Origin of the sequence: Streptomyces sp. NBC_00442 (genome assembly GCF_036014195.1) — a bacterium.
Taxonomy (GTDB): Bacteria; Actinomycetota; Actinomycetes; order Streptomycetales; family Streptomycetaceae; genus Streptomyces.
Genome location: NZ_CP107918.1, coordinates 2711041 through 2730357 on the forward strand (window position 1 = coordinate 2711041; position 19317 = coordinate 2730357).

Annotated in this window: 22 protein-coding genes; 14 read left to right on the plus strand and 8 right to left on the minus strand. The window is 70.4% G+C overall.

Annotated elements, in window-relative coordinates; translation table 11 throughout:
• Positions 1–212 precede the first annotated feature (212 nt).
• Together OG432_RS12095 and OG432_RS12100 are read right to left on the minus strand one after the other, a co-directional pair.
• Positions 213–1238 carry a hypothetical protein gene (locus OG432_RS12095; RefSeq protein ID WP_328310662.1) on the minus strand — a complete coding sequence of 342 codons (1026 nt, stop codon included), beginning with the start codon at positions 1236–1238 and terminating at the stop codon, positions 213–215.
• The gene (locus OG432_RS12100; RefSeq protein WP_328315077.1) at positions 1238–1900 is read right to left on the minus strand and encodes an RNA polymerase sigma factor; all 663 of its coding nucleotides are present in this window, start codon (positions 1898–1900) and stop codon (positions 1238–1240) included. Before OG432_RS12100 ends, OG432_RS12095 begins: the two co-directional genes overlap by 1 nt.
• 1090 nt (positions 1901–2990) lie before the next feature.
• On the opposite strand from OG432_RS12100, the gene OG432_RS12105 reads away from it, so the two are divergent.
• Entirely contained in the window at positions 2991–3380 is a 390-nt protein-coding gene (locus OG432_RS12105; protein WP_328310664.1) for an ATP-binding protein, read from the plus strand.
• Between the two features lie 135 nt (positions 3381–3515).
• A complete protein-coding gene (locus OG432_RS12110; RefSeq protein WP_328310666.1) occupies positions 3516–4430 on the plus strand; it encodes an RNA polymerase sigma factor SigF in 915 nt (304 codons plus the stop codon).
• 102 nt (positions 4431–4532) lie between these two features.
• Here OG432_RS12110 and OG432_RS12115 read toward each other — a convergent pair whose 3' ends face one another.
• A complete protein-coding gene (locus OG432_RS12115; protein WP_328310668.1) occupies positions 4533–5060 on the minus strand; it encodes a DUF6584 family protein in 528 nt (175 codons plus the stop codon).
• A 272-nt stretch (positions 5061–5332) separates the two neighbouring features.
• Between OG432_RS12115 and OG432_RS12120 the strand changes: the two genes are divergently transcribed.
• Positions 5333–5494 carry a hydrophobic protein gene (locus OG432_RS12120; protein ID WP_267054796.1) on the plus strand — a complete coding sequence of 54 codons (162 nt, stop codon included), beginning with the start codon at positions 5333–5335 and terminating at the stop codon, positions 5492–5494.
• 238 nt (positions 5495–5732) lie between these two features.
• Here the strand turns inward: OG432_RS12120 and OG432_RS12125 are convergent, their stop codons facing one another.
• Entirely contained in the window at positions 5733–6920 is a 1188-nt protein-coding gene (locus tag OG432_RS12125; RefSeq protein ID WP_328310670.1) for a PP2C family protein-serine/threonine phosphatase, read from the minus strand.
• Positions 6921–7004: 84 nt separating this feature from the next.
• Here OG432_RS12125 and OG432_RS12130 point away from each other — a divergent pair, with 84 nt between their 5' ends.
• Positions 7005–7520, plus strand: a complete 516-nt coding sequence (locus tag OG432_RS12130; protein WP_328310672.1) for a MarR family winged helix-turn-helix transcriptional regulator — start codon at positions 7005–7007, stop codon at positions 7518–7520.
• Positions 7521–7848: 328 nt separating this feature from the next.
• On the opposite strand, the gene OG432_RS12135 is transcribed toward OG432_RS12130, so the two are convergent.
• The gene (locus OG432_RS12135; RefSeq protein ID WP_328310674.1) at positions 7849–8055 is read right to left on the minus strand and encodes a hypothetical protein; all 207 of its coding nucleotides are present in this window, start codon (positions 8053–8055) and stop codon (positions 7849–7851) included.
• A gap of 626 nt (positions 8056–8681) precedes the next feature.
• Here OG432_RS12135 and OG432_RS12140 point away from each other — a divergent pair.
• From OG432_RS12140 to OG432_RS12165, 6 genes are all read left to right on the plus strand, one after another.
• The gene (locus OG432_RS12140) at positions 8682–9554 is read left to right on the plus strand and encodes an STAS domain-containing protein (RefSeq protein ID WP_328310676.1); all 873 of its coding nucleotides are present in this window, start codon (positions 8682–8684) and stop codon (positions 9552–9554) included.
• 26 nt (positions 9555–9580) lie between these two features.
• A complete protein-coding gene (locus tag OG432_RS12145) occupies positions 9581–9961 on the plus strand; it encodes an STAS domain-containing protein (protein WP_328310678.1) in 381 nt (126 codons plus the stop codon).
• The gene (locus OG432_RS12150; RefSeq protein WP_328310680.1) at positions 9945–10415 is read left to right on the plus strand and encodes an anti-sigma regulatory factor; all 471 of its coding nucleotides are present in this window, start codon (positions 9945–9947) and stop codon (positions 10413–10415) included. The genes OG432_RS12145 and OG432_RS12150 overlap by 17 nt, the downstream gene beginning before the upstream one ends.
• A gap of 61 nt (positions 10416–10476) precedes the next feature.
• Positions 10477–10806, plus strand: coding sequence for a hypothetical protein (locus tag OG432_RS12155; RefSeq protein WP_328310682.1), 330 nt, complete (start codon positions 10477–10479; stop codon positions 10804–10806).
• Positions 10803–12065, plus strand: coding sequence for a PP2C family protein-serine/threonine phosphatase (locus OG432_RS12160; protein WP_328310684.1), 1263 nt, complete (start codon positions 10803–10805; stop codon positions 12063–12065). Before OG432_RS12155 ends, OG432_RS12160 begins: the two co-directional genes overlap by 4 nt.
• Positions 12066–12279: 214 nt before the next feature.
• The gene (locus OG432_RS12165) at positions 12280–13479 is read left to right on the plus strand and encodes a PP2C family protein-serine/threonine phosphatase (protein ID WP_328310686.1); all 1200 of its coding nucleotides are present in this window, start codon (positions 12280–12282) and stop codon (positions 13477–13479) included.
• A 25-nt stretch (positions 13480–13504) separates the two neighbouring features.
• Here the strand turns inward: OG432_RS12165 and OG432_RS12170 are convergent, their stop codons facing one another.
• On the minus strand, positions 13505–14008 hold the full coding sequence (locus OG432_RS12170; protein WP_328310688.1) for a MarR family winged helix-turn-helix transcriptional regulator: 504 nt from the start codon (positions 14006–14008) through the stop codon (positions 13505–13507).
• Between the two features lie 255 nt (positions 14009–14263).
• A complete protein-coding gene (locus tag OG432_RS12175) occupies positions 14264–14914 on the minus strand; it encodes a type III effector protein (protein WP_328310689.1) in 651 nt (216 codons plus the stop codon).
• Positions 14915–15040: 126 nt separating this feature from the next.
• Here OG432_RS12175 and OG432_RS12180 point away from each other — a divergent pair, with 126 nt between their 5' ends.
• Positions 15041–15475, plus strand: coding sequence for an Hsp20/alpha crystallin family protein (locus tag OG432_RS12180; protein ID WP_328310691.1), 435 nt, complete (start codon positions 15041–15043; stop codon positions 15473–15475).
• 133 nt (positions 15476–15608) lie between these two features.
• On the opposite strand, the gene OG432_RS12185 is transcribed toward OG432_RS12180, so the two are convergent.
• Positions 15609–17204 carry a beta-N-acetylhexosaminidase gene (locus tag OG432_RS12185; RefSeq protein ID WP_328315078.1) on the minus strand — a complete coding sequence of 532 codons (1596 nt, stop codon included), beginning with the start codon at positions 17202–17204 and terminating at the stop codon, positions 15609–15611.
• 414 nt (positions 17205–17618) lie between these two features.
• On the opposite strand from OG432_RS12185, the gene OG432_RS12190 reads away from it, so the two are divergent.
• From OG432_RS12190 to OG432_RS12200, 3 genes are all read left to right on the plus strand, one after another.
• The gene (locus tag OG432_RS12190; RefSeq protein ID WP_443058375.1) at positions 17619–18266 is read left to right on the plus strand and encodes a 2-oxo-4-hydroxy-4-carboxy-5-ureidoimidazoline decarboxylase; all 648 of its coding nucleotides are present in this window, start codon (positions 17619–17621) and stop codon (positions 18264–18266) included.
• 166 nt (positions 18267–18432) lie between these two features.
• The gene (sdhC, locus tag OG432_RS12195) at positions 18433–18813 is read left to right on the plus strand and encodes a succinate dehydrogenase, cytochrome b556 subunit (RefSeq protein WP_100574740.1); all 381 of its coding nucleotides are present in this window, start codon (positions 18433–18435) and stop codon (positions 18811–18813) included.
• Positions 18814–18821: 8 nt separating this feature from the next.
• Positions 18822–19304, plus strand: a complete 483-nt coding sequence (locus OG432_RS12200) for a succinate dehydrogenase hydrophobic membrane anchor subunit (protein ID WP_328310694.1) — start codon at positions 18822–18824, stop codon at positions 19302–19304.
• Positions 19305–19317 lie beyond the last annotated feature (13 nt).

Consider the following 19317-nt stretch of genomic DNA (forward strand, 5'->3'; position numbering starts at 1 on the left):
CGGGGCGTGCCCGGCCGGTCAAGTGGGGGGCGCGGGCGGGACCGGGGGAACGTGTCCCGCCCGCGCCATTCGCGCGGAGCCGTGGGTACGGGGGGAACCCCGGCTCATCTGCGCCGCCGATGACCAGTCGGCTCACTCAGTACTGCGCCGCCGTCTCAAAAAACGTTACTGCTGGTCCTGGGCGGCGTTTCCGTCCGTGTGACCGGCTGCGCTCACGAGTGCGCGGGCACGGCGGGCCCGAGCCGGTCGAGGAGACCGTCGGGCCGGGTCACCGAGCTCTGCCTGCCGCCGCCACCGCCGCCCGTCTTGTTCCCGGGGCCGTCGCCCTTCCCTTTGCCCGAGCCGTCCGAACCGCCGCCGTCCGGGCCCCCGGACTTGCCGCCCTTGCCGCCGTCGTCGCCGCCCTTGCCGCCCTTGCCGTCGAGCAGCAGATCGCAGAACGCCTTCACCGCGGCCGGGCCGTGCGCGGCCGACTCCAGGGTGCGGCGCTTGTTCTGGTCGAGCCGGCCGGAGCGGTAGTCGCGGCAGTCGTCGGCCGTATTCGCGAGCCACTGCTGCTTGCCGCCGGTGTCCTCGCCGGGGGGCGGGCCGCCCTGCTGGGTGCCGTCCCTGTGACCGGGTCCGGTGCCGGGGTCCGCGCTCGGACCGCCCGGGGTGGGCGCGTACGAGGGGTCGCCGCCGGGCGTGCCCGGCGCCGACGACGGCTCGTGCCGGTCGGGCGCCGGGGTCGGGGAGCCGGGCGGCAGGGCGTGCGAGGGCGACGTGTCGACGGGCCCCGGGGTCATGTCGGCGGACACGGTCGACGCGGGGGCGGGGTCCTGCTCGTCGAAGGCGAAAGGCCCCGGCAGCACACCGGTGCCCGCGGCGACGGCGACCCCGCCGAGCGCACAGCAGGCCAGCGCCGCGGCGAGGCCCAGGCGCACGGGCGCGAAGCGTCTGCGCCGGGGGGCATCGGAAAGCCGCGCCGCGTGTCCGACCCGGACGACACCTCCGACCCGGACGACACCGAGGGCTTCGCCGGGCGCGTCATCGGCGCGGGCCTTGCGGAAAGCGGCCAGCGCCGCTTCCTCGCCGCGGAGTTCGGTGGTGGCCGGTCCGGCGGGGCCGAGGGAACGCAGCAGGTCAGCGAGGTGGGCGGCCTCGGCCCGAGCGCGCTCGTCACCGGACTCGACGCCTTCGCCGCGCAGCAGTCGCTCGGCGGCATCCCCGTCAAGCCACTCGTGCCGCTCGTCAGCCATCACATGTCCTTCTGCGTCCGGGCGCGTGATTGCGTCACACCGCGTTCCGGCGCGCGCTGCGACGGCACGGCGTCCAGCTCCTCCGCGTCCTGGGCCACGTCCCCCACGGAGCCGTCCGCGCCCAGCAGTTCAGCAAGCCGCTTCAGGCCCCGGTGCGCGGCGGTCCGCACCGCGCCGGGCCGTTTGCCCAGGGTCTGCGCCGCGCTCTTCGCGTCGAGGCCGACCACCACGCGCAGCACCACGGCCTCGGCCTGGTCCTGCGGGAGCTGGGCGATGAGCGCCATCGTACGTCCGGTGCCGAGCGCCTCCATCGCCTCGTCGGCGGTGTCCGACTCGGCGGGGCGGGCGGTCAACTCGCTCTCGTCGCCGCCGACGGCGGGCCTGCGGCCGCGCATCCGAACGTGGTCGAGGGCGCGGTTGCGGGCGATGCGGGCGGCCCAGCCGCGGAAGCGGTCGGCGTCGCCCTCGAACCGCTGGAGGTCACGGGCGATCTGGAGCCAGGCCTCGGAGGCCACGTCCTCGGTGTCGGGTTCGCCGACCAGGGTGCGGATGTAGCCGAGCAGGCGCGGGTGCACGGCGCGATAGACGGCACGGAAGGCGTCCTCGTCCCCGTCCTGCGCCCTGAGCACCGCGGCGGTCAGCTCCGCGTCGTCCCCCAGCAATCCCTGCACCCTGTCTTGACTGACTGTCCCGATGTCACCGCTGGTCATCACGGTCGCATCGCCGTACGCGAATCAGCACGCTACGGCCTAGGTGCCCCTTACGTCCACGCCTTGTACAACCTGCAACTATCTCCTGACACAGCGCGGTGTGACAGAAAACGCACGCTCGGCGCTGAAGGGAGTACGGGGTCGCCACAACGACCCCGCCGGAAGACGGCCGGGGCCTCTCCTGTGGGGGGTGGCGGCCCCGGTCGTCCTCCGCACCTTCAGACCTCGTGGCACGGGAACGCGCTTGAGGGGCCCGGGTGCCATGTGGCACCCGGGCCCCGAAGGAAACTGCTCACACCATCTGCCGGCCCTGATTCCGCGCCGGCCTTCTGGGTCCGCACGTCCACCCGTGAGAGGGCGGGAAATGCGGGGATCGCGGTTGCTTGACCGGAGACCACCTCACTATCGATGTCCTGCGGTACCCGGACCGGTGATGACGTCCGGGCGATCCTGATGGCGTCGCGTTCCTCCGTTCTTCCCTCTGGATGAGCTGCCTGCTGAACTGCGTACTGCTGATACCGCTGATACCGCTGAACTGCGTACTGACTGAACTGCGTACCACGGGTGATGCGAACCGCCCGGTGCGCGCGTCCGCAGCCGACGCCTTCACCGGGGTACCGCTCACTGACTTCACTGCGGGGTTCTGCACTTACCGGTACTTCTCCCGGCGGCCCCTGATCACTGCGGGCCGCCCGGTGCGGTGGTCAGCCCCGTCGCCGTCCTGCAACAACCCTGGCTTCGACACTCCACCACCGCACCGTTCAGCGAACTGCAACTGCGGTACTGCTGCCCGGCAGTTCGTCTCTGCCGGTCCTGCGGTCCTTCTTGGCTACGACAGGAACCATACCCACACCACAACCCAATGTCTACTCTCGCCAGTACAGATTTCTATGCGCGTGACGGAGAGGTAATGGGTATCGAACAGTGGAGCGAGCGGAGGGCGAACCGGGCGTGGTGATGGTTGAGGGGCCAGGGTGGGGGGCATGAGGCCTGCCAAGAAGGACCCGGGCATGGACGAACCAGAGACCAGGTGGTGTGACCGATGGACACGATGGGCCTCAATGCCGCGATCATCAGCACCCCGGCATCCCTCGCCGACGCACGCGACAGCGCCCGGAACTTCGTCGCAGGGCTCGCGGATCCGGTCGCGGCCGACGCGGCCGACACCGTGGTCCTGGTCGTGTCGGAGCTCGTCACCAACTCCCTGCGCCACGGTGGAGGCACCTGCACCCTGGACCTGACCGAACACCCGGGCAGCATCGAGGTGGCCGTGCACGATCGCAGCACGCGCGCTCCGCTGATGCGCCGCCCGGACCTGCACGACGGCACGGGCGGGTTCGGCTGGCCGATGGTCAACCGCCTGGCCCACGCCACCTACGTCACCCACAGCAGCGCCGGCGGCAAGACCGTCAGCGCCTTCCTGCCCCGTTAGCACCCGAGCCCACCGCCTGCGCCACCGCCCCGCCGGGGGTTTACGACGTGACGTGGGTCGCAGGGCGCATGCTTCCGGAAGGTCGGGGTATGCGGCTGGCCGATCGAGATCGGCGAGGGTGAGGGAGTGGTTCCGATGACAGTGGTGACGGGACCGGAGCTGCTGGACCGGACGACGGCCGGCACAACGGGGTCCAGCGCTGCGGCGGCTGTGACGGGTGAGCTGCCGTGGGTGGAGGACGCGGGCAAGGTGGCCCCCAAGGACGCCCGAGCGCTGTCGAAGGTGTTCTTCGATCAGCTCCAGGTCCTGGAGGAGGGAACGCCCGCATACCAGTACGCGCGGAACACGTTGATCGAGATGAACCTGTCCCTGGTCCGCTTCGCGGCCAGCCGGTTCCGCAATCGCGGTGACGGCGAGATGGAGGACATGATCCAGGTCGGCACGATCGGCCTGATCAAGGCCATCGACCGTTTCGACCTGTCCCGCGAAGTCGAGTTCACCTCTTTCGCGATCCCCTACATCGTCGGCGAGATCAAGCGCTTCTTCCGCGACACCACCTGGGCCGTCCACGTCCCCCGCCGCCTCCAGGAACTGCGCACCGAGATCGCGAAGGCGAAGGAGCACCTCTCGCTCCGGCTCGACCGCGACCCGACCGTCAAGGAACTGGCCGCGCACCTCAAGCTGGACGAGGACGAGGTCATCGACGGGATCGTCGCTTCCAACGGCTACACGGCGGGCTCGCTCGACATGTCCGCCGACACGGTGGAGCCGGGCCAGTCGGCCGGCGCCAAGGCCCGCACCCTGTCCGATTTCATCGGCGAGGAAGACCCCGGCATGGAGAAGGTCGAGGACCTCCACGCCCTGGCGCCCCTGATGGATCAGCTCGACGAACGCGAACGCCGCATCGTCAGCATGCGCTTCGGACACGAGATGACGCAGGCCCAGATCGGCGTCGAACTCGGCATCTCCCAGATGCAGGTCTCCCGGCTCCTGACCAGGATCATCGCCAAGCTGCGTACCGGCATGCTCGACGGACTCGGCGCCGTCTAAGGACTGTCCCGTAAATGATCTCCGAGCTGCCTACGGCGGTTCTGGACGGTCCGGTCTCACCGAACCTTGAGCGGCGCTCCTCACAGGCCCCGGTGACCTGAGTCAGTCGAAGAGGACAACGAGTCCGTTCACCCAGATCGCGAGGAACACAAGGACCGCCGTCAGGCAGCCGACGCCCGCCAGCACACCGCCGACCGTCCACGGCGCGGAGGGCGCCTCGTACTCCCCTTCCAGGTCGTCCCGGTAGGAGGCGGGGTCGTCCCAGTCGACGGGGTGCCCCAGCTCCTCGGCGCAGGCGGTCCGCACCGCGACCAGCTGCCCCTTCGCGAAGGCAGTGGCCGCCTTCGTCTCGGGGCCGGGCCAGGCGAGGGCCTTCATCCGCCACCCGGGAGACCCGTACCGCGCCTCGAAGGTGGCGGTCTCGTCGGCATTCCGGTCCTCTTCGAGGTACATCCAGCGTCCAGCCTCGGCGGCGTCGCCGTAGAGCCGGTACACCTCGGCCAGACGACGGCGGAGCGTCAGGTCGTGCGGGAAGGACGAGATGAGACCGCGCAGGCGCTGGCGCGCGACGGGAACCCGGCCGGCGGCCAGGTCTGCATCGACTCGGGCAAGGGTCTCTCTCAGGGACATGAACGCATGATCGGATACCGCACTGACCTACGTCGACCTGGTTTTGCCGCTTGGCACCGCTCGCTCTCGACGGCATCGGCTGAACCTCACTGCGACGGGGCACCGCCAGTTACGGGACAGCCCTCAGGCGAAGCGGTACTGGTGGTCACCCGGCGCATTCCACCAGCGAAAAGCCAAAAACAATTGCCCGGATAAGAAATTTATAAACAGTCGCACCGGGACCGTGTAACCCCGCTGCGGCGGGGCATTCGCTGGCTCGGAGGTTGATAACTATGGTTCCCCTGCTTCTCGTTCTTCTGCTGGCTCTGATCCTCTTCGGTGCGGGCTTCGCACTGAAGGCCCTGTGGTGGATCGCGATCATCGTGCTCGTCGTGTGGCTGGTCGGGTTCATCGCCCGTCCCAAGGGAGGAAGCGGCCGCTGGTACCGCTGGTAGACGCCGGCCGCGCGGACTCGACGCAGGGGGCTCCCCGCCCACAGCAGGGCGGGGAGCCCCCTCCGTATGTCCGCATGCGTATCGAGAAATTCAGGAAGCGCGGGTCGTGTGCCGATCGCCGGGTACACGGATCCCATGGCCGTGGCGTCGGCCTCCGCGCACCGGAACCACGCCTCCAGGAATCCGCCGCCACGGCCCTCGAACGAGGTTCTCGGCCACGGCGCCGCGGCGGGCGCCGTTACGGGTCGGACCGGACTCGTTGATCGCGGCCTCTCCAGTCGAGGCAGACAAGCATGGCGTCGTCGTCGGCGTCGATGGGGCCCCGGTGCCCCGCGAGTTCCTGCAGTACGGCCCGGGGGACCTGGGAGGCGGGCAGGAGGCGGGTGTTGGTGAGCGCTCGCATCAGGGCCTTCTCGCTGTAGCGCTCGCCGGCGGGGGAGGCGACGTTGTAGATGCCGTCGCTGACGAACACCAGGCGGTCCCCGGGCTCCACCTGGAAGGGTTCGGAGGTGTAGGGGGTTTCCTCGAACATGCCGAGCGGCATCAGGGCCTCGGGCTGGATCCGTTCGGCCTTGCCCTGCCGCAGGCGCCACATACGGGGAGATCCCGCATCGACGATCTGCGTGTTCCCGGTGTCGAGGTCGAAGCGGAGCAACAGCGAGGAGAGGTAGACCCGGCCCTGATAGTGGCCGTAGACGGCCTGGTCGGCCAGACAGGCCTGGTCGGACAGGGACAGGCCGGCGCGGCGCGCGTTCCGCAGCGCGTTGACGGCCAGGTTGGTGAGCAGGGCCGCTTCGATTCCTTCGCCCATGCCGTTGGTGATGACGAGCGTCAGGTGGTCGGCGGAGGAGGACCAGTCGAAGTTGTCGCCGTAGATGGCGTACGCGGGCTCGAGCTGGGCGCCGATGTCGTACTCCGGACGGGAGCAGGAACGGCCCGGCAGGAGCTGCCACTGCATCTCGGCCGCCAGGGTCAGGCGGCTGGCCCGGCGCGCCTGGAGGTAGACGTCTGTGTCGCGCTCGGCCACGACGATCTCGTGTCCGAGTACTTCGGCGATCTCCCAGAATTCACGCTCGGTGACGGCGTCGTAGGCGTTCCGGTCCAGGCCGACGGTGAGGACTCCGAGGCGGTCGCCGCGCACGCTGATGGGGAGATGGGCGTTCAGCAGGCCGGTTCGGTCGTCGGTCTCCACGTAGGGTTGCTGCGCTCCGAAGGCGCGCCCTGCTGGACTGCTGTGGACAGGGATCGGTTCTCCGGTGTAGGGGAGTTCGCTGACCGGTTGCAGTATGGTCATCGCGTAGTCGGCCATCAGCAAGTCGACGGAGACGGCCCCGTAGTGCGTGGTGAGGGTGTCCTGCACCGCTTGCAGCAGAGCGTGCGGCGCCGCTTGGCGCAGTGCGCGTTCCGCAGCCGTGAATCTGTCCACCGTTCGGTGACCGCCTGTTCGGGAGGATGAAGAGGAGTGGAAGGGTCTCTTGTGTCTCAGCGACTGCCAAGACGGCTGACGACCGTGACCGTTGAGAGCGGACACTCCGACGGCGCCGAGGCCCACGGCCAGGGGGCCGCCGCGTTCGCGGCGGGCGAGGCCATCGAAGTGCTCGAGGTGCTGTGGGGCCAGAGCCGCGACCTGGCGTCGATCGCTCCCGTCTCGACCTCTCAGCTGAGGGTTCTGTACATTCTCGCCGACCGGGACGGAATCAACCTGCGGGCCCTGGGCGACGAACTGGGTTCGGCTCCCTCTTCCGTAAGCCGCATGTGCGACCGGCTTCACGCGCTCGGTTTCATCGAGCGGACCCCCAGTTCGGCCAGCCGCCGGGAGGTCGAGCTCGGCCTTTCGGGCAAGGGCGTCCAGTACCTCAGTGATCTGCGGAGGCGTCGTGAAGCCGCGCTGGCCGATGTCGTGGCCATCATGACTCCCGCGGAACAGGGCGCCTTCGCTCAGGGGCTCGCCTGCTTCCGTACGGCGGTGCGGCGCGGGGGGAGCGCCGCCGGGCCGAGCCGAAACGAGGCGACAGGCACCGAGTGACGCCGCCGCTCGGGCGGTACGTCAACAGGTTCACGTGGGTCAGACCTCCACCGGGCTCGATGCCCACGTCCGACCGTGAGCCGCGTCTAGATTGCGACCGCACGGCATTGTTGTCAAACAGCAAGTGTTTCCCTGCGGCACGTGTGAGTCCGCCTCTTCTGGGCCCGCTCCCGTCACCGGCCGGTCAGGGCACACGGCCACCCCGGCGCAGGGCACACGGCGCGGTCGGCGCGGTGGACGCGTGGCCCGTCCGCAACCGTTGCGTGGCGGTCCGGCCGGGAGGGCGACGGCCGCGGACGCGCACAGAAAACCTGCCCGGTGCGCCGGGTCAGACCACGGGGATCTCGCCCGTCAGCTTTTCCAGGCGCAGCAGGTCATGAGGATTGAGGCCGGAGAGCGCGCAGATGGCGTCTACGGCCCCGCCGCCGCGAAGAGCGGCCACGGCCTCCAGTTCGGCGTCGGCGCGCGCCGCGTCCAGGGCTTCCTCGGCATCACGCAGGCGGTGGACGGCCAGTTCCAGTGCAACGAGTTCCATGCGCGGATGATGCCACGAGCCTGCCCGCCCTCCCCCGCCCGCGCCGGAGACGCGCCCGTCGCCCGTGACGCGGGTCCGTCCGTCTCCGCAGGCCGCGCCGTCGCCTCCCCTGAGAACCCCCAGGACTCGAACGCGGGAGCGCCCCCTTCTTCTACCCCTTCAGGCGCCACGCGCGCCGTGCGTTGACGCGCGACGGCAGCACGCGCGGCGGCAGCGCCATCTCCCTGGGGCACCGCCAATCCCTTCGCGACGGCCGCGGCAGCCGCGCCGAGGCGCCCGAGCGCGACTCCGTCCCATGACGGGACCGGCACCGGGTCCCTCGCGGAGTGAGATGTCGCACAGGTGTACATCGCCGGCGGTTCGCCGGGCAACTGGCCCACGGGGCTGGGTCGTTGAGACGGCCCGGCCGGCGGCGCCCCTCGGCGCCGGGGCGCGCTCGGGCAGGTGCCGCTTCGACTGTCCGGTTTGCCGGGGGGGGCGACCCGGGTGGCCGGAGGCTGGCCTTTCATGTCCGTTGTACGCGTGCGTATATTTGCCACACGACAATAGTTAGCGTGCGGGAGGTATTCGGCAGACGACATGCGCGAGTTCCTGTCGCGCGGGCCGTACGGATGGAAGGGGCCCGAGTGGGTGTCACGGAGACCATGGTGCGCCGACGTGTGGTGAAGGCGCTGCGGGAGAGCTCTCACGCGGTGGCCGACCGGTGGGTTGAGCTGCAACTGGCGCAGGCCGGGCCGAGAGCGGGTTTCGACGGGCGCGAGCTGCGTGAAGAGGCCGACGCGCTGATCACCGCTCTGGCCGGTGGACTGGACTCCGACCTGCCCGTGCATCAGGTGGTGAACTCGCATCAGGAGCTGCGCCGGGCGGTGGTCGACCTGTCGCTGCGCCGGGTCCGCGAAGGAGCCACTCCGACGGCGACGTCACTGGCCGTCCTGGCGCTGAAGGAGGCGGTCCTTGAGACGCTGCAGGCCGCGACGGACGACGCGGCCGAGCTGTACACCGCCGCTCTGCTGATCAACCGGCTGCTGGACGCGGCAGGCGCTTTGTCCTTCGACACCTATGTCGAAGGACGCGAAGAGATCATCCGCAGACAGAGCCGGCAGCTGCTCGGGCTCTCCACGCCCGTGGTACGGCTGTGGCGGCACGTCCTGGCGGTTCCGCTCATCGGCACGCTCGACTCCGCGCGCACCCAGGTGGTGATGGAGAACCTGCTGGAGGCGATCCAGCAGGATCAGGCGAAGGTCGCGATCATCGACATCACCGGTGTACCGACGGTCGACACGGCCGTGGCCCAGCACCTGATGCAGACGGTCAACGCCGTGCGTCTCATGGGCGCGGACTGCGTCATCAGCGGCATCCGCCCGTCGACCGCGCAGACCATCGCGCAACTGGGCATCGATCTGTCGAAGATACTCACGCGCGCCCGCCTGGCCGACGCCCTGGCCGAGGCCATCCAACTGACCGGGGAGCCGGTCCACGAGGCGGCGGTGCCGCGGTGAGGGCGCAGGCGGGCGGCGGATTCCCCATGCTCCGGCTGGGCGATGTTCTGATCACCGGGCTGCTCAACGAGCTGGACGACCGATCCGCCCGGATCTTCGCCGACGAGCTCACCCACCGCATATCGGCCGAGGGGGCCGGCGGTGTCCTGATCGACATCTCCCGCCTGGAGATGGTCGACTCGTTCGTCGCCCGCATGCTGATGGAAACGACGTCGATGGCCCGTCTGCTGGGAGCACGCGTCATCGTGGCAGGACTGCGGCCCGCCGTGGCCATCACGCTGGTCGAACTGGGCCTTGAGCTCGACGGCGTGGAAACGGCCCTGAACACCGAACAGGGCATGGCGGCTCTCGGATGGCACGAGAGCCCCAGGCCCCCGGGAGGGGCACGACATGACCCGACTCGCTGAGAGTGACACCCCCACGGCCCATGCGGCCCCGTACGCGCAGGAGTCCGAACCGGAAGGCGCCGAACGAATCGTCCTGGACACGGAGGAGGAACTCCTGACGGTCCGGCACGCGGTGCGCGCGGCCACCGTCACCGCGGGGTTCGGCATCGTCGACCAGACCCGCATCGTGACAGCGGCCAGCGAACTGGCCCGCAATGCCTACGTCCACGGCGGAGGAGGCACCCTCACCATCGAGTACCCCTCCCGCGGCGCAGGCAAGGGACTGCGGCTGACCATACGGGACGACGGCCCAGGCATCCCCGACCTCGACGCCGCCCTCACGGACGGATTCACCACGGGTGCCGGGCTCGGCCACGGCCTGGGCGGCGCACGACGGCTCATGCACGACTTCGCCGTGCACACCGAGGTGGGCAAGGGCACGACCGTGATCGCCACCCGGTGGACCGGCCCGTGAGGCCGGCCGGCACACCGGCCGCCCACGTCCGCATCGACAGCCCGGTGTCGTGGGACGGCGCATGCCCACCCCCAAGACCCACACCCTCCCGCTGCCCGCCGGCACAACAGTCGTTCTGCATACCGACGGCATCAACTCCCGCTGGGCTCAACCCCCTTCGCCGTTCGTGCTGCGCATGCCCACCCCCAAGACCCACACCCTCCCGCTGCCCGCCGGCACAACAGTCGTTCTGCATACCGACGGCATCAACTCCCGCTGGGCTCAAGCCCCTTCGCCGTTCGTGCTGCGCCTGCCCCCACAGCTGTTCACCGCATCGGTGACGCACCACTTCCGCAGCACCCGAGACGACGCGACGGTCCTCGCGGTCAGACCCCACCAAAGGCACTCATGACCGGCACCTTCTACGACCTGCCCGCCCTGCGCAGCGCAGCCCGGCGCGCCGCCCACCGCTACGGACTGCCCGCCGAGACCCGCGCCCGCCTCGTCCTGTCCGTCGCCGACGTGGCCGCGGCCGAATTCACCGCCCGCAGGCCCGCCCTGTTCACCACCGAGATCGACACGGGCCAGGACCAGGGAGCCGCCGTCCTCGTCGCCACTCTGAGCGCCCCCCAGGCCCCCGGGCCGCTCATCCGGGCCGGCCTGCCGCTGCCCCCCGCCCCGGCGGTCGCAGCCACCTCGGTCAGCTGGCGCATCCCCCTCACCGAAGACACCAAGGCCCGGCCCGGCAGCCGCTTCCGGGCGGGCGGCGGCGCCGTACAGAGCGAGACGGAGGCCGCCGACGAGGAACTGCGCGCCGCGCTCGCGCTGGCCGATGCGCTCAAGGGGGAGCACCGTCGTCTCAAGCACGAGCTGGCCGAGACCAACGGCGGCGTCCTCGCCCTGTATGTGCAACTCGAAGAACACGAGGAGCAGTTGCGCAACGCCCACGGCTTCATGCTCCAAGAACTCGAAGACGCGCTGCGCCCCGCTCCGCTGCACGTCGAAGGGCTTGAGCTCTCCGTCCACTACGAGCCGGCCGATCCGCACGCCCCCACGGGAGGCGACCTCTACGACTGGTTCCTCCTGCCGGACGGCACGCTCCACATCACCGTCGTCGACGCGCTCGGCCACGGGGTGCGCAGCACCAGAAGCGCCCTCGACGTCACCCATGCCGTCCGCACCCTCGCCCTTGAGGGACACCCGCTGCAGTCCATTCTGGCCCGCGCCCACGAACTGCTCATCCCGATGGCTCCCGCGCTGATGGCCACCGCCCTCCTCGCCCGGATCGACCCCCTGACCGGCGACGTGGAGCTGGCCAACGGAAGCCACCCACCCGCCCTCCTGCTCCAGGCCGACGGCAGCGCCCGCTACCTGCAGGTCCGCGGCAGAGGCATCGGCTTCCCCCTTCCGGGCAGCGAAGGGGTTCTGCGGACCCGGCTCGACCCGGGCGACCTGCTCGTGCTGTACACCGACGGTCTGACCGAGAGCCGGAGAAACCCCTTGGAGGGCGAGGAACGACTCGTCGAAGCGGCACGACGGCACGCGTCCGAACCGCTGGCGGGCATTCCCGCCGCCATCGCCGCCGACATGCGCAGCCTTGTTCTCCACCCCGATGACACCCTCGCCCTGGCCATCCGCATTCCCCACCCGTCCCCCGGAACGCCCAGGTAGTGACGCGCGGGCGAGGCCGGCCCACCCAGTCAGGGGAATACGCTCACCGCCGCGGAGCGGGACGCCGACACGGGACGGTGGCAAACTTCCCCTTGGGGATGTTCCGGGGCCGGCAAGGGAGTCCGGAACAGGGGAAGAACGAGACGGCCGCCGATCGTGCGGCACCATCCGGGTTCTCTTGGCGGGACCGTTCGCGTGACAAGGGAAGAAGACCATGGAACGTCCCTCGACAGGCTGGCTGGGCATCGCGGAAGGCGCTTTGCGTCAGGCAGCCCCGACAGCATTGCTGTCCACGGCCCGCTCGCTGCTGGCCGACTACGTGCAAGCCCGCGATGTGACGCTCCTGCTCGCCGACTACGGCCTGACCGTCCTCCAGCCCGTGACCAACCTGCCCCACACCGGTGAGGCGACAGCCGTCCGGGACGGAAGCGCCGCGGGCCGTGCGTTCACAGCCGAAGCACCCGTCATCGAAGCGGCGGACGAACCGGGCACGGTACGGGTACATCTGCCGGTCACCGTGCGCGGAGACAGGAAGGGCATTCTGTCCGTCCACCTCCCCGAGCCCGCCGTGCAGGGCGCCTCCGGCGTGCTCGAACTCGCCGCTTTCGCCACCGCCCTGGGACACGAGCTGCTCGTCGCCGAACGCGACACCGACCTCTACCTGCAGGCCCGCCGTCGCAGACGCCTCACCCTCGCCGCGGAAATGCAATGGCAGCTCCTGCCCGGCCGGGGCTTCGCCCGCGACGAATTCACCCTCGGCGCCCACCTCGAACCGGCGTACGCCGTCGGCGGCGACAACTTCGACTGGAGCCTCGACGACGACGCCCTGACCCTCACGGTCACCGACGGCCAGGGGCACGGCATCCAGGCAGCGCTGCTGACCAGCCTCACCGTCAACGCCCTGCGCAACGCCCGCCGCGCCGGCACCTCCCTCGCCGACCAAGCCTGCCTCGCCGACCAGGCTGTCTACGGCGAATACACCGGCCAGGTGTCGGCGCCCACCCTGCTGCTGCGCATCGACTTGGCGACAGGGCGGACGGAGGCGGTGGATGCCGGCTCCCCCCAACTGTTCCGGATGCGCCACGGCACCGTCGAACAGATCCAGCTCGACGCACAGCTGCCGCTCGGCATGTTCGAGGAAACCGAATACCGTGCGGAACAGTTCGCCCTCGCCCCCGGCGACCGGTTGATCATCGTCAGCAGCGGTGTCCACGCGGCCAAAGCACCCGGCGCCAACGCCTTCGGCGTGCAGGCCCTGCGCGAGACGATCGCCGCCGCCCGCAGCGCGTCGACCCACGAAACCGCGCGCGCCGTGGTCGACGGACTGCTGCAGTACCACGGTGAAGGAGCCCTGTCCGCCGACGCGGCCGTCGTCTGCTTGGACTGGCGCGGACCACGGGCGAGGCAGGAGTGACCGGCCCGGCCGGCCGCTCCACGCCTCAGTCGCCCGAGCCCGGGTCGGCAGCCCTCTTCGTGGCCTCGGCAAACGCGACCAAGCCGCTACGGAGCGCTTCGCGCTGATCGACGGGCACATGCCGAAGCACCTGGTTGATGGCCGCCAGGCGCCGCTCGGCCAGGTCCTCCAACATGGCGAGCCCCTGGGGCGTGAGGATCAGCCCGATCTCGCGGCGACTGGTCGTGCCGCGGCGGCGCTCCAGCAGCCCCGCTGCCTCCAGCCTGTCGCACAGCCGGCTGGCCGTGGGGGGCGCGGCACCCACGCGTTCCGCCAGACCTGTGAGATTGATACCCGGGGACCGGCGGGCGACCGTCAACGCCTGCAACTGCAAACTCGACAGACGAGGCAGCGCACCCTGCGCCGCCTCGTTCCACGTCACGATCAGGGTTTCCGCGGCCTCGAGCACCTGCTGGACAAGGTCGTCCGGGGAATCGGCCGAAGATCCCGCACGGTCCATCTGGCCGTCACTCCCACTGAGCAGGTACATGTCCCATCAGGAGGCTATCGCCGCGCCCCACGGCGCTCCCCGAACGGTCACCCTCAAATATGCCCTCAGCGACGAATCTATGCCTGTCCACGCATCTTCCGCACCTGAAGCCTGGAAAGGCTACATATCTCCCCCGGCGGTCCGGTGCGGAGGATGCCGTGGGCGGCAGGGGCATCTGCCGCCCACGGCGATGCGCGCCCGCGGGGCGGCGGCGCAAACACGTGAAGCTTCGCCATGGCGTACGGCCTCCACGGCTCAGCGGGGCTCGTGGCCGGCTCGGCGGAGCCGGTCGGCGTGGTCCGTGATGCTGGTGACGCGTGCCGCGAGGTCGGGGTGGCCGGCTTCGAGGTGTACGCGGGTCTCGGCGAGGGGGGCGATGAGGCGGGCGGCGTCGTTGTCGGCGAGCGTCTCGGTGAGGTTGGCGAGCGGTGTGCGCGCGCGTGCCGGGAGATCGGTGAGTGCGGTGATCTGGCCTGCCAGCTGACGCAGTTCGCCCGCGTTGGTCCGGGCCCAGGCGGTGACGGTGCGGTCGGCGGCGCGGCGGTCGCGGGTGGCCTGGACGCGCTGCTCACCCGTCTCACCGGGGGCGCCCGGCCGCACCCGCAGATAGCGGCGCTCGGCGGCCTGCCGACTGGCCACACCCAGCGGGCCGGCGAGATCGGCCCAGCTGGAGCCCGCCGCTCGGGCCGCCTCGATCAGGCCGGGCTCCCATCCGGCCAGCTGGTCGCGCAGTTCCCGCAGCATGAGCAGAGCGGCCAGCGCCTGGTCCGAGCTGGCCTGCCCGTCCTGTCGTGCCGTCGCGGCCTGCGGGGTCTGGGCGGTGCGTACGGCTTCGTTGATCGTGTCGAGCGCCGCCGCGGCGGCGAAGAACGACGTGGGATCACGGGGCTCCGGGGAGACGCGCACGAGGACACTCCTTCTAGTCACTGTTCGGATGACGTCGAAACTTGTCATCGTTTCGATGACATGTTACAACGGTGTCAGACCCAGCGCATTGGCAGGTTCTGCCAGACCAATGGAGGTGTTTTCGCGATGTTGATGCGCACCGACCCGTTCCGCGAGCTCGACCGTCTCGCCCAGCAGCTCACCGGCACCACCGGCACGTGGTCCAGGCCCTCGGCGATGCCGATGGACGCCTACCGTGAAGGCGAGGAGTACGTGATCGCCCTCGACCTGCCCGGTGTCGCGAAGGACGCGATCGATATCGATGTCGAGCGGAACATGCTCACCGTCAGGGCCGAGCGCCGCCCCGCCGTCAAGGCCGACGACGTGCAGCTGGAGCTTTCCGAGCGGCCCCTGGGCGTCTTCTCCCGCCAGCTGGTGCTGGCCGACACCCTCGACACCGAGCGCATCACCGCCGACTACGAAGCGGGCGTCCTGACCCTGCGCATTCCGATCGCCGAGCGCGCCAAGCCCCGCAGGATCGCCATCGGCGGACAGGCCGAACACGGGCAGATCAGCGGCTGACCAGCCGGTTCTCTGGCCGCACGGACGGCAGCCGCACCGACGGCAGGGGACGGGCCCTCCCCCTCGGATCCCGTCCCCGCACGTCCTGCCCGCACGTCCACCCCGCCGTCCCCCGCATCACCGGCCCCTCGGCTCACCCCAGCCGGTCCGCCAGGGACTTGAACTCTTCCCAGGCCATGGACGGCGCGCGCGTGTCCCACAGTTTCTGCGCCGTCGCGCGCAGCGGCATCCGGATGCCGCGGGCCACCTGCTCCTCGGTCTGGGCGCTCGGGATGTCGCCCCAGACCGCGAACCGGCCGCCCAGGATCTGTCCGGCGTACTTGGCGTCCACCGGCTTGGTCCCGCGCAGCACCAGCGGGGTCCACTCCTCGTAGATCCGCTTGCCCGTCGGGTACTTGAAGGTGTTCGGCTCGCCCAGCACGTAGTAGAGGTACTCGTCGTTGAGGTTGACCACCTTGCGCCCTTCGGCGAGGTAGTCCTCGGGCGGGCGGGCCCCGATCTCCTTGCCCGTCCAGTACTCGACCTCGCGGCCGGGGTCGGCGGAGACCTGGCCGCCGGAGAAGAACCCGTCGTTCCACGCCTTCGACGTGCGGCCCGCGCTCGCCGCGTCGACCGTCTCGGCGCGGTCGTTGAGCCAGCCCGTCGCCAGGTCCTTGATGTCGCCCTTGGAGCCGTACTTGTCGCGGGCGGCGGCCGCGAGACCCGGATAGGTGGATTCCGGGGTCGCCGGCGCCTTCACCACGAGCGCCTGGTACTCGTCGCCGCCCAGGTGCCAGTACGGCCCGGGGAAGAGGTCCGCGTACTCGCGCAGCAGGTCGTCGACGATGCGTGCGGAGTCGGGGTTGGCGATGTCGATGGCGCCCTTGACCGCCTTGCCGTCCTTGTCGCGCAGCTGGAGGTCGGGATGGGCGGCGATCACCGCGCCGAGGTGGCCAGGCGAGTCGATCTCGGGCACCACCGTGATGTGCAGCTTGGTGGCGAGGGCGACGATCCGCTGGACGTCGCGCTTGCTGAGGTGGTCGCGCGAGACGATCTCGGGGTGGCTCTGCGACTCGATGCGGAAGGCCTGGTCGTCGGAGAAGTGCAGCCCCAGCTGGTTCATCTTGAGGTCGGCCATCTGCCGCAGCTGGCCCTCGATCCAGGTCTCGCTGTACGGCTTGCGCGCGATGTCGAGGTTGAGCCCCCGCTGCGGCTTGTCAGGACGGTCCTTGACCACGCCCTCGGGCATCACCCCGCCGCCCTTGAGGGCCTGCTTGAGGGTGCGGGTGCCGTAGAACACCCCGGCATCGTCGTCACCGGTGATCCGCACCCGCCGGTTGGCGGTGGTCAGGGTGTACCCCTCGGGCACGGGCTTCTGCCCCGCGGCCGGTGTGGTCAACGCCAGCTCGATGTCGCCCGCGCCCGGCTTCGCGCCGGTGGTGTAGCCCACGCCCAGCTCCTGCGCGAACAGCTTCCCCTCGTCGGCGAGACTCTCGCTGCCGGTGGCCACGATCACCCGGGTCGAGCCGACCGGCCGGAAACCCGGCCCGCGGGCCGCCCGGTGTTCACGCACGGAGGGGATCGTGCGGGGCGGCGAGGAGATCGGGTAGATCGGCGAAGGGGCGGGCAGTGCCGACGAGGCGCGCCTGGTGTCGACCGGGCCGCCGTGGCCGCCGTGGGTGTCGTCGTCGGGCCAGACCGCGATGACCAGCGCGAGCGCCGCGAGGCAGGCGAGGCCCACCCTCAGCATCAGCGCGCGCCGGCCGCGCGGCCGGTGCAGCCAGGCGGGCCGTGCCCACGCGCGCGGCTGGGAGGCGCGCGCCTCGGACGACGGCGACGACGGCCCCTTCGGGTCGCCGGACCGCGACGTCCGGGCCCGTGACATCCTGAAACGCGACATCACTCAGTAACCTCCCGTCGCACAAGGGTAAGGGCCAACCCGGCTCCCGCGCCTGTCGGGCGGGCGGCCCGGCGACGGGGCGCCGAAGTGCCGGGGAAGTCGTCCACCACGCGTGACCCGGCGCTCACGTCCGGGTGAAATTTCGCGCAACCGTCGGGCGACTCCCGCTCCACGTCGATAGCGTGGCGGCACTCCCACCTCCCTTTCCCCTCCAGTCTCCGCGCTCCGAGCCCGTCCGTCCCGCACTGCACCGTCCCGCGCGGTGTGTTCGAGGAGCCCACGCTGTCCAGCGATTCCCACACCGGCCCCCGGAAGCGACCGCCGACACTCCATCACACTCCTCGTGCCCAGGGGCGAGCGGCCATACCGAATCAGGTACGGGGCACATCCGTTCCGGCCGCCCCGCCGCGCCTGGGCGGACTCGACCGGTTCAACCACGCGCCGGCCGGCGCCGCCGAGACCGCCCTGCTCGCGTGCTGTGCGAGCAGGCGCTGGGCGCTGCGGATCGCCGCCCACCGCCCCTACCCCGACCTGGGCTCCCTGCTCGCCGCGGCCGACGAGGCCAGCTACGACCTGAGTGCGGCCGACCTCGCCGAGGCGCTGGCCGACGAGTCGTCCCCCGGCCTGCACGAGAGCGCTCCCCAGGCGGCCCACACGGCGCTCGCCGCCGCGCACGCCGCGTACGAGAGCAGCTTCCGGCACGCCTTCGTGATCTGCCTCGACGGCGTCGAACCGGCCGAGCACCTCGACCGGGTGCTGACCGGGATCCGGGTCCGGATGAACAACGAGCAGGACGAGGAGCGCTCGATCGCCGCCGACGAGCTGCGCCGGCTCGCCCGCGCACGGCTCGCCCATCTCGTGGCAAGCCAGTCCGAACCGGATGCCCCGAGCGCCGCGCACGGCGTCCTCTAGGCCGTACGAGCCTGTTTGATTGCCTGTTTGATCACACCTATGGACCCGGCGCGAGGGAACCGACAACTCGTCGCTACGATGACCGGGGCCGGTGGACCGTACCCGGCCGGGTCAGACCGACACTGAAGCCGGCCGGCCCTTCACACCGCTCCCGGAGGGTTCTTCCGTGCCGGCTGGAACGCTGTACCGCGGCCGGGAAGGAATGTGGTCCTGGGTGGCTCATCGAGTCACCGGCGTCCTCATTTTCTTCTTCCTGTTCGTCCACGTCCTCGACACCGCTCTCGTGCGTGTCTCCCCCGAGGCGTACGACAAAGTCGTGGCGACCTACAAGACGCCCATCGTCGCGTGTCTGGAATACGGCCTGGTGGCCGCGATCCTGTTCCACGCGCTGAACGGCCTGCGCATCATCGCCGTCGACTTCTGGGCCAAGGGCCCGCGCTACCAGAAGCAGATGCTCTGGACCGTCGTCGGCGTCTGGGTCGTCCTGATGGTGGGCGCGCTCTACCCGGTGCTCGGCCACGCCGTCCGTGAACTGTTCGGGAGCTGAGGACTGAGATGTCTGCCGAAACCTCTTCCGCTGCCGCCATCGGTGAAGTCGAGGGCGCGAGCCTGTACGACACCGACCACCCGGCCCCGCTCATCGAGGCCCCGCGCCAGCGGACCAAGAAGACCCCCAAGTCGACGCGTACGAACTTCGAGCTGTACGGCTGGATGTTCATGCGGCTGTCCGGCATCGTGCTGGTCGTCCTGGTCCTCGGTCACCTGCTGATCCAGCTCGTCCTCGACGGCGGCGTCTCCAAGATCGGCTTCGCGTTCGTCGCGGGCCGCTGGGCGTCCCCGTTCTGGCAGATCTGGGACCTGGCCATGCTGTGGCTGGCCATGCTGCACGGCGCCAACGGCCTGCGCACCGTCATCAACGACTACGCGCAGCGGGACAACACCCGCTTCTGGCTGAAGATGCTGCTCTACACCGCCACGGTGTTCACCATCCTGCTGGGCACGCTGGTGATCTTCACCTTCGACCCGAACATCCGCTAGGCCACGGGCTGAG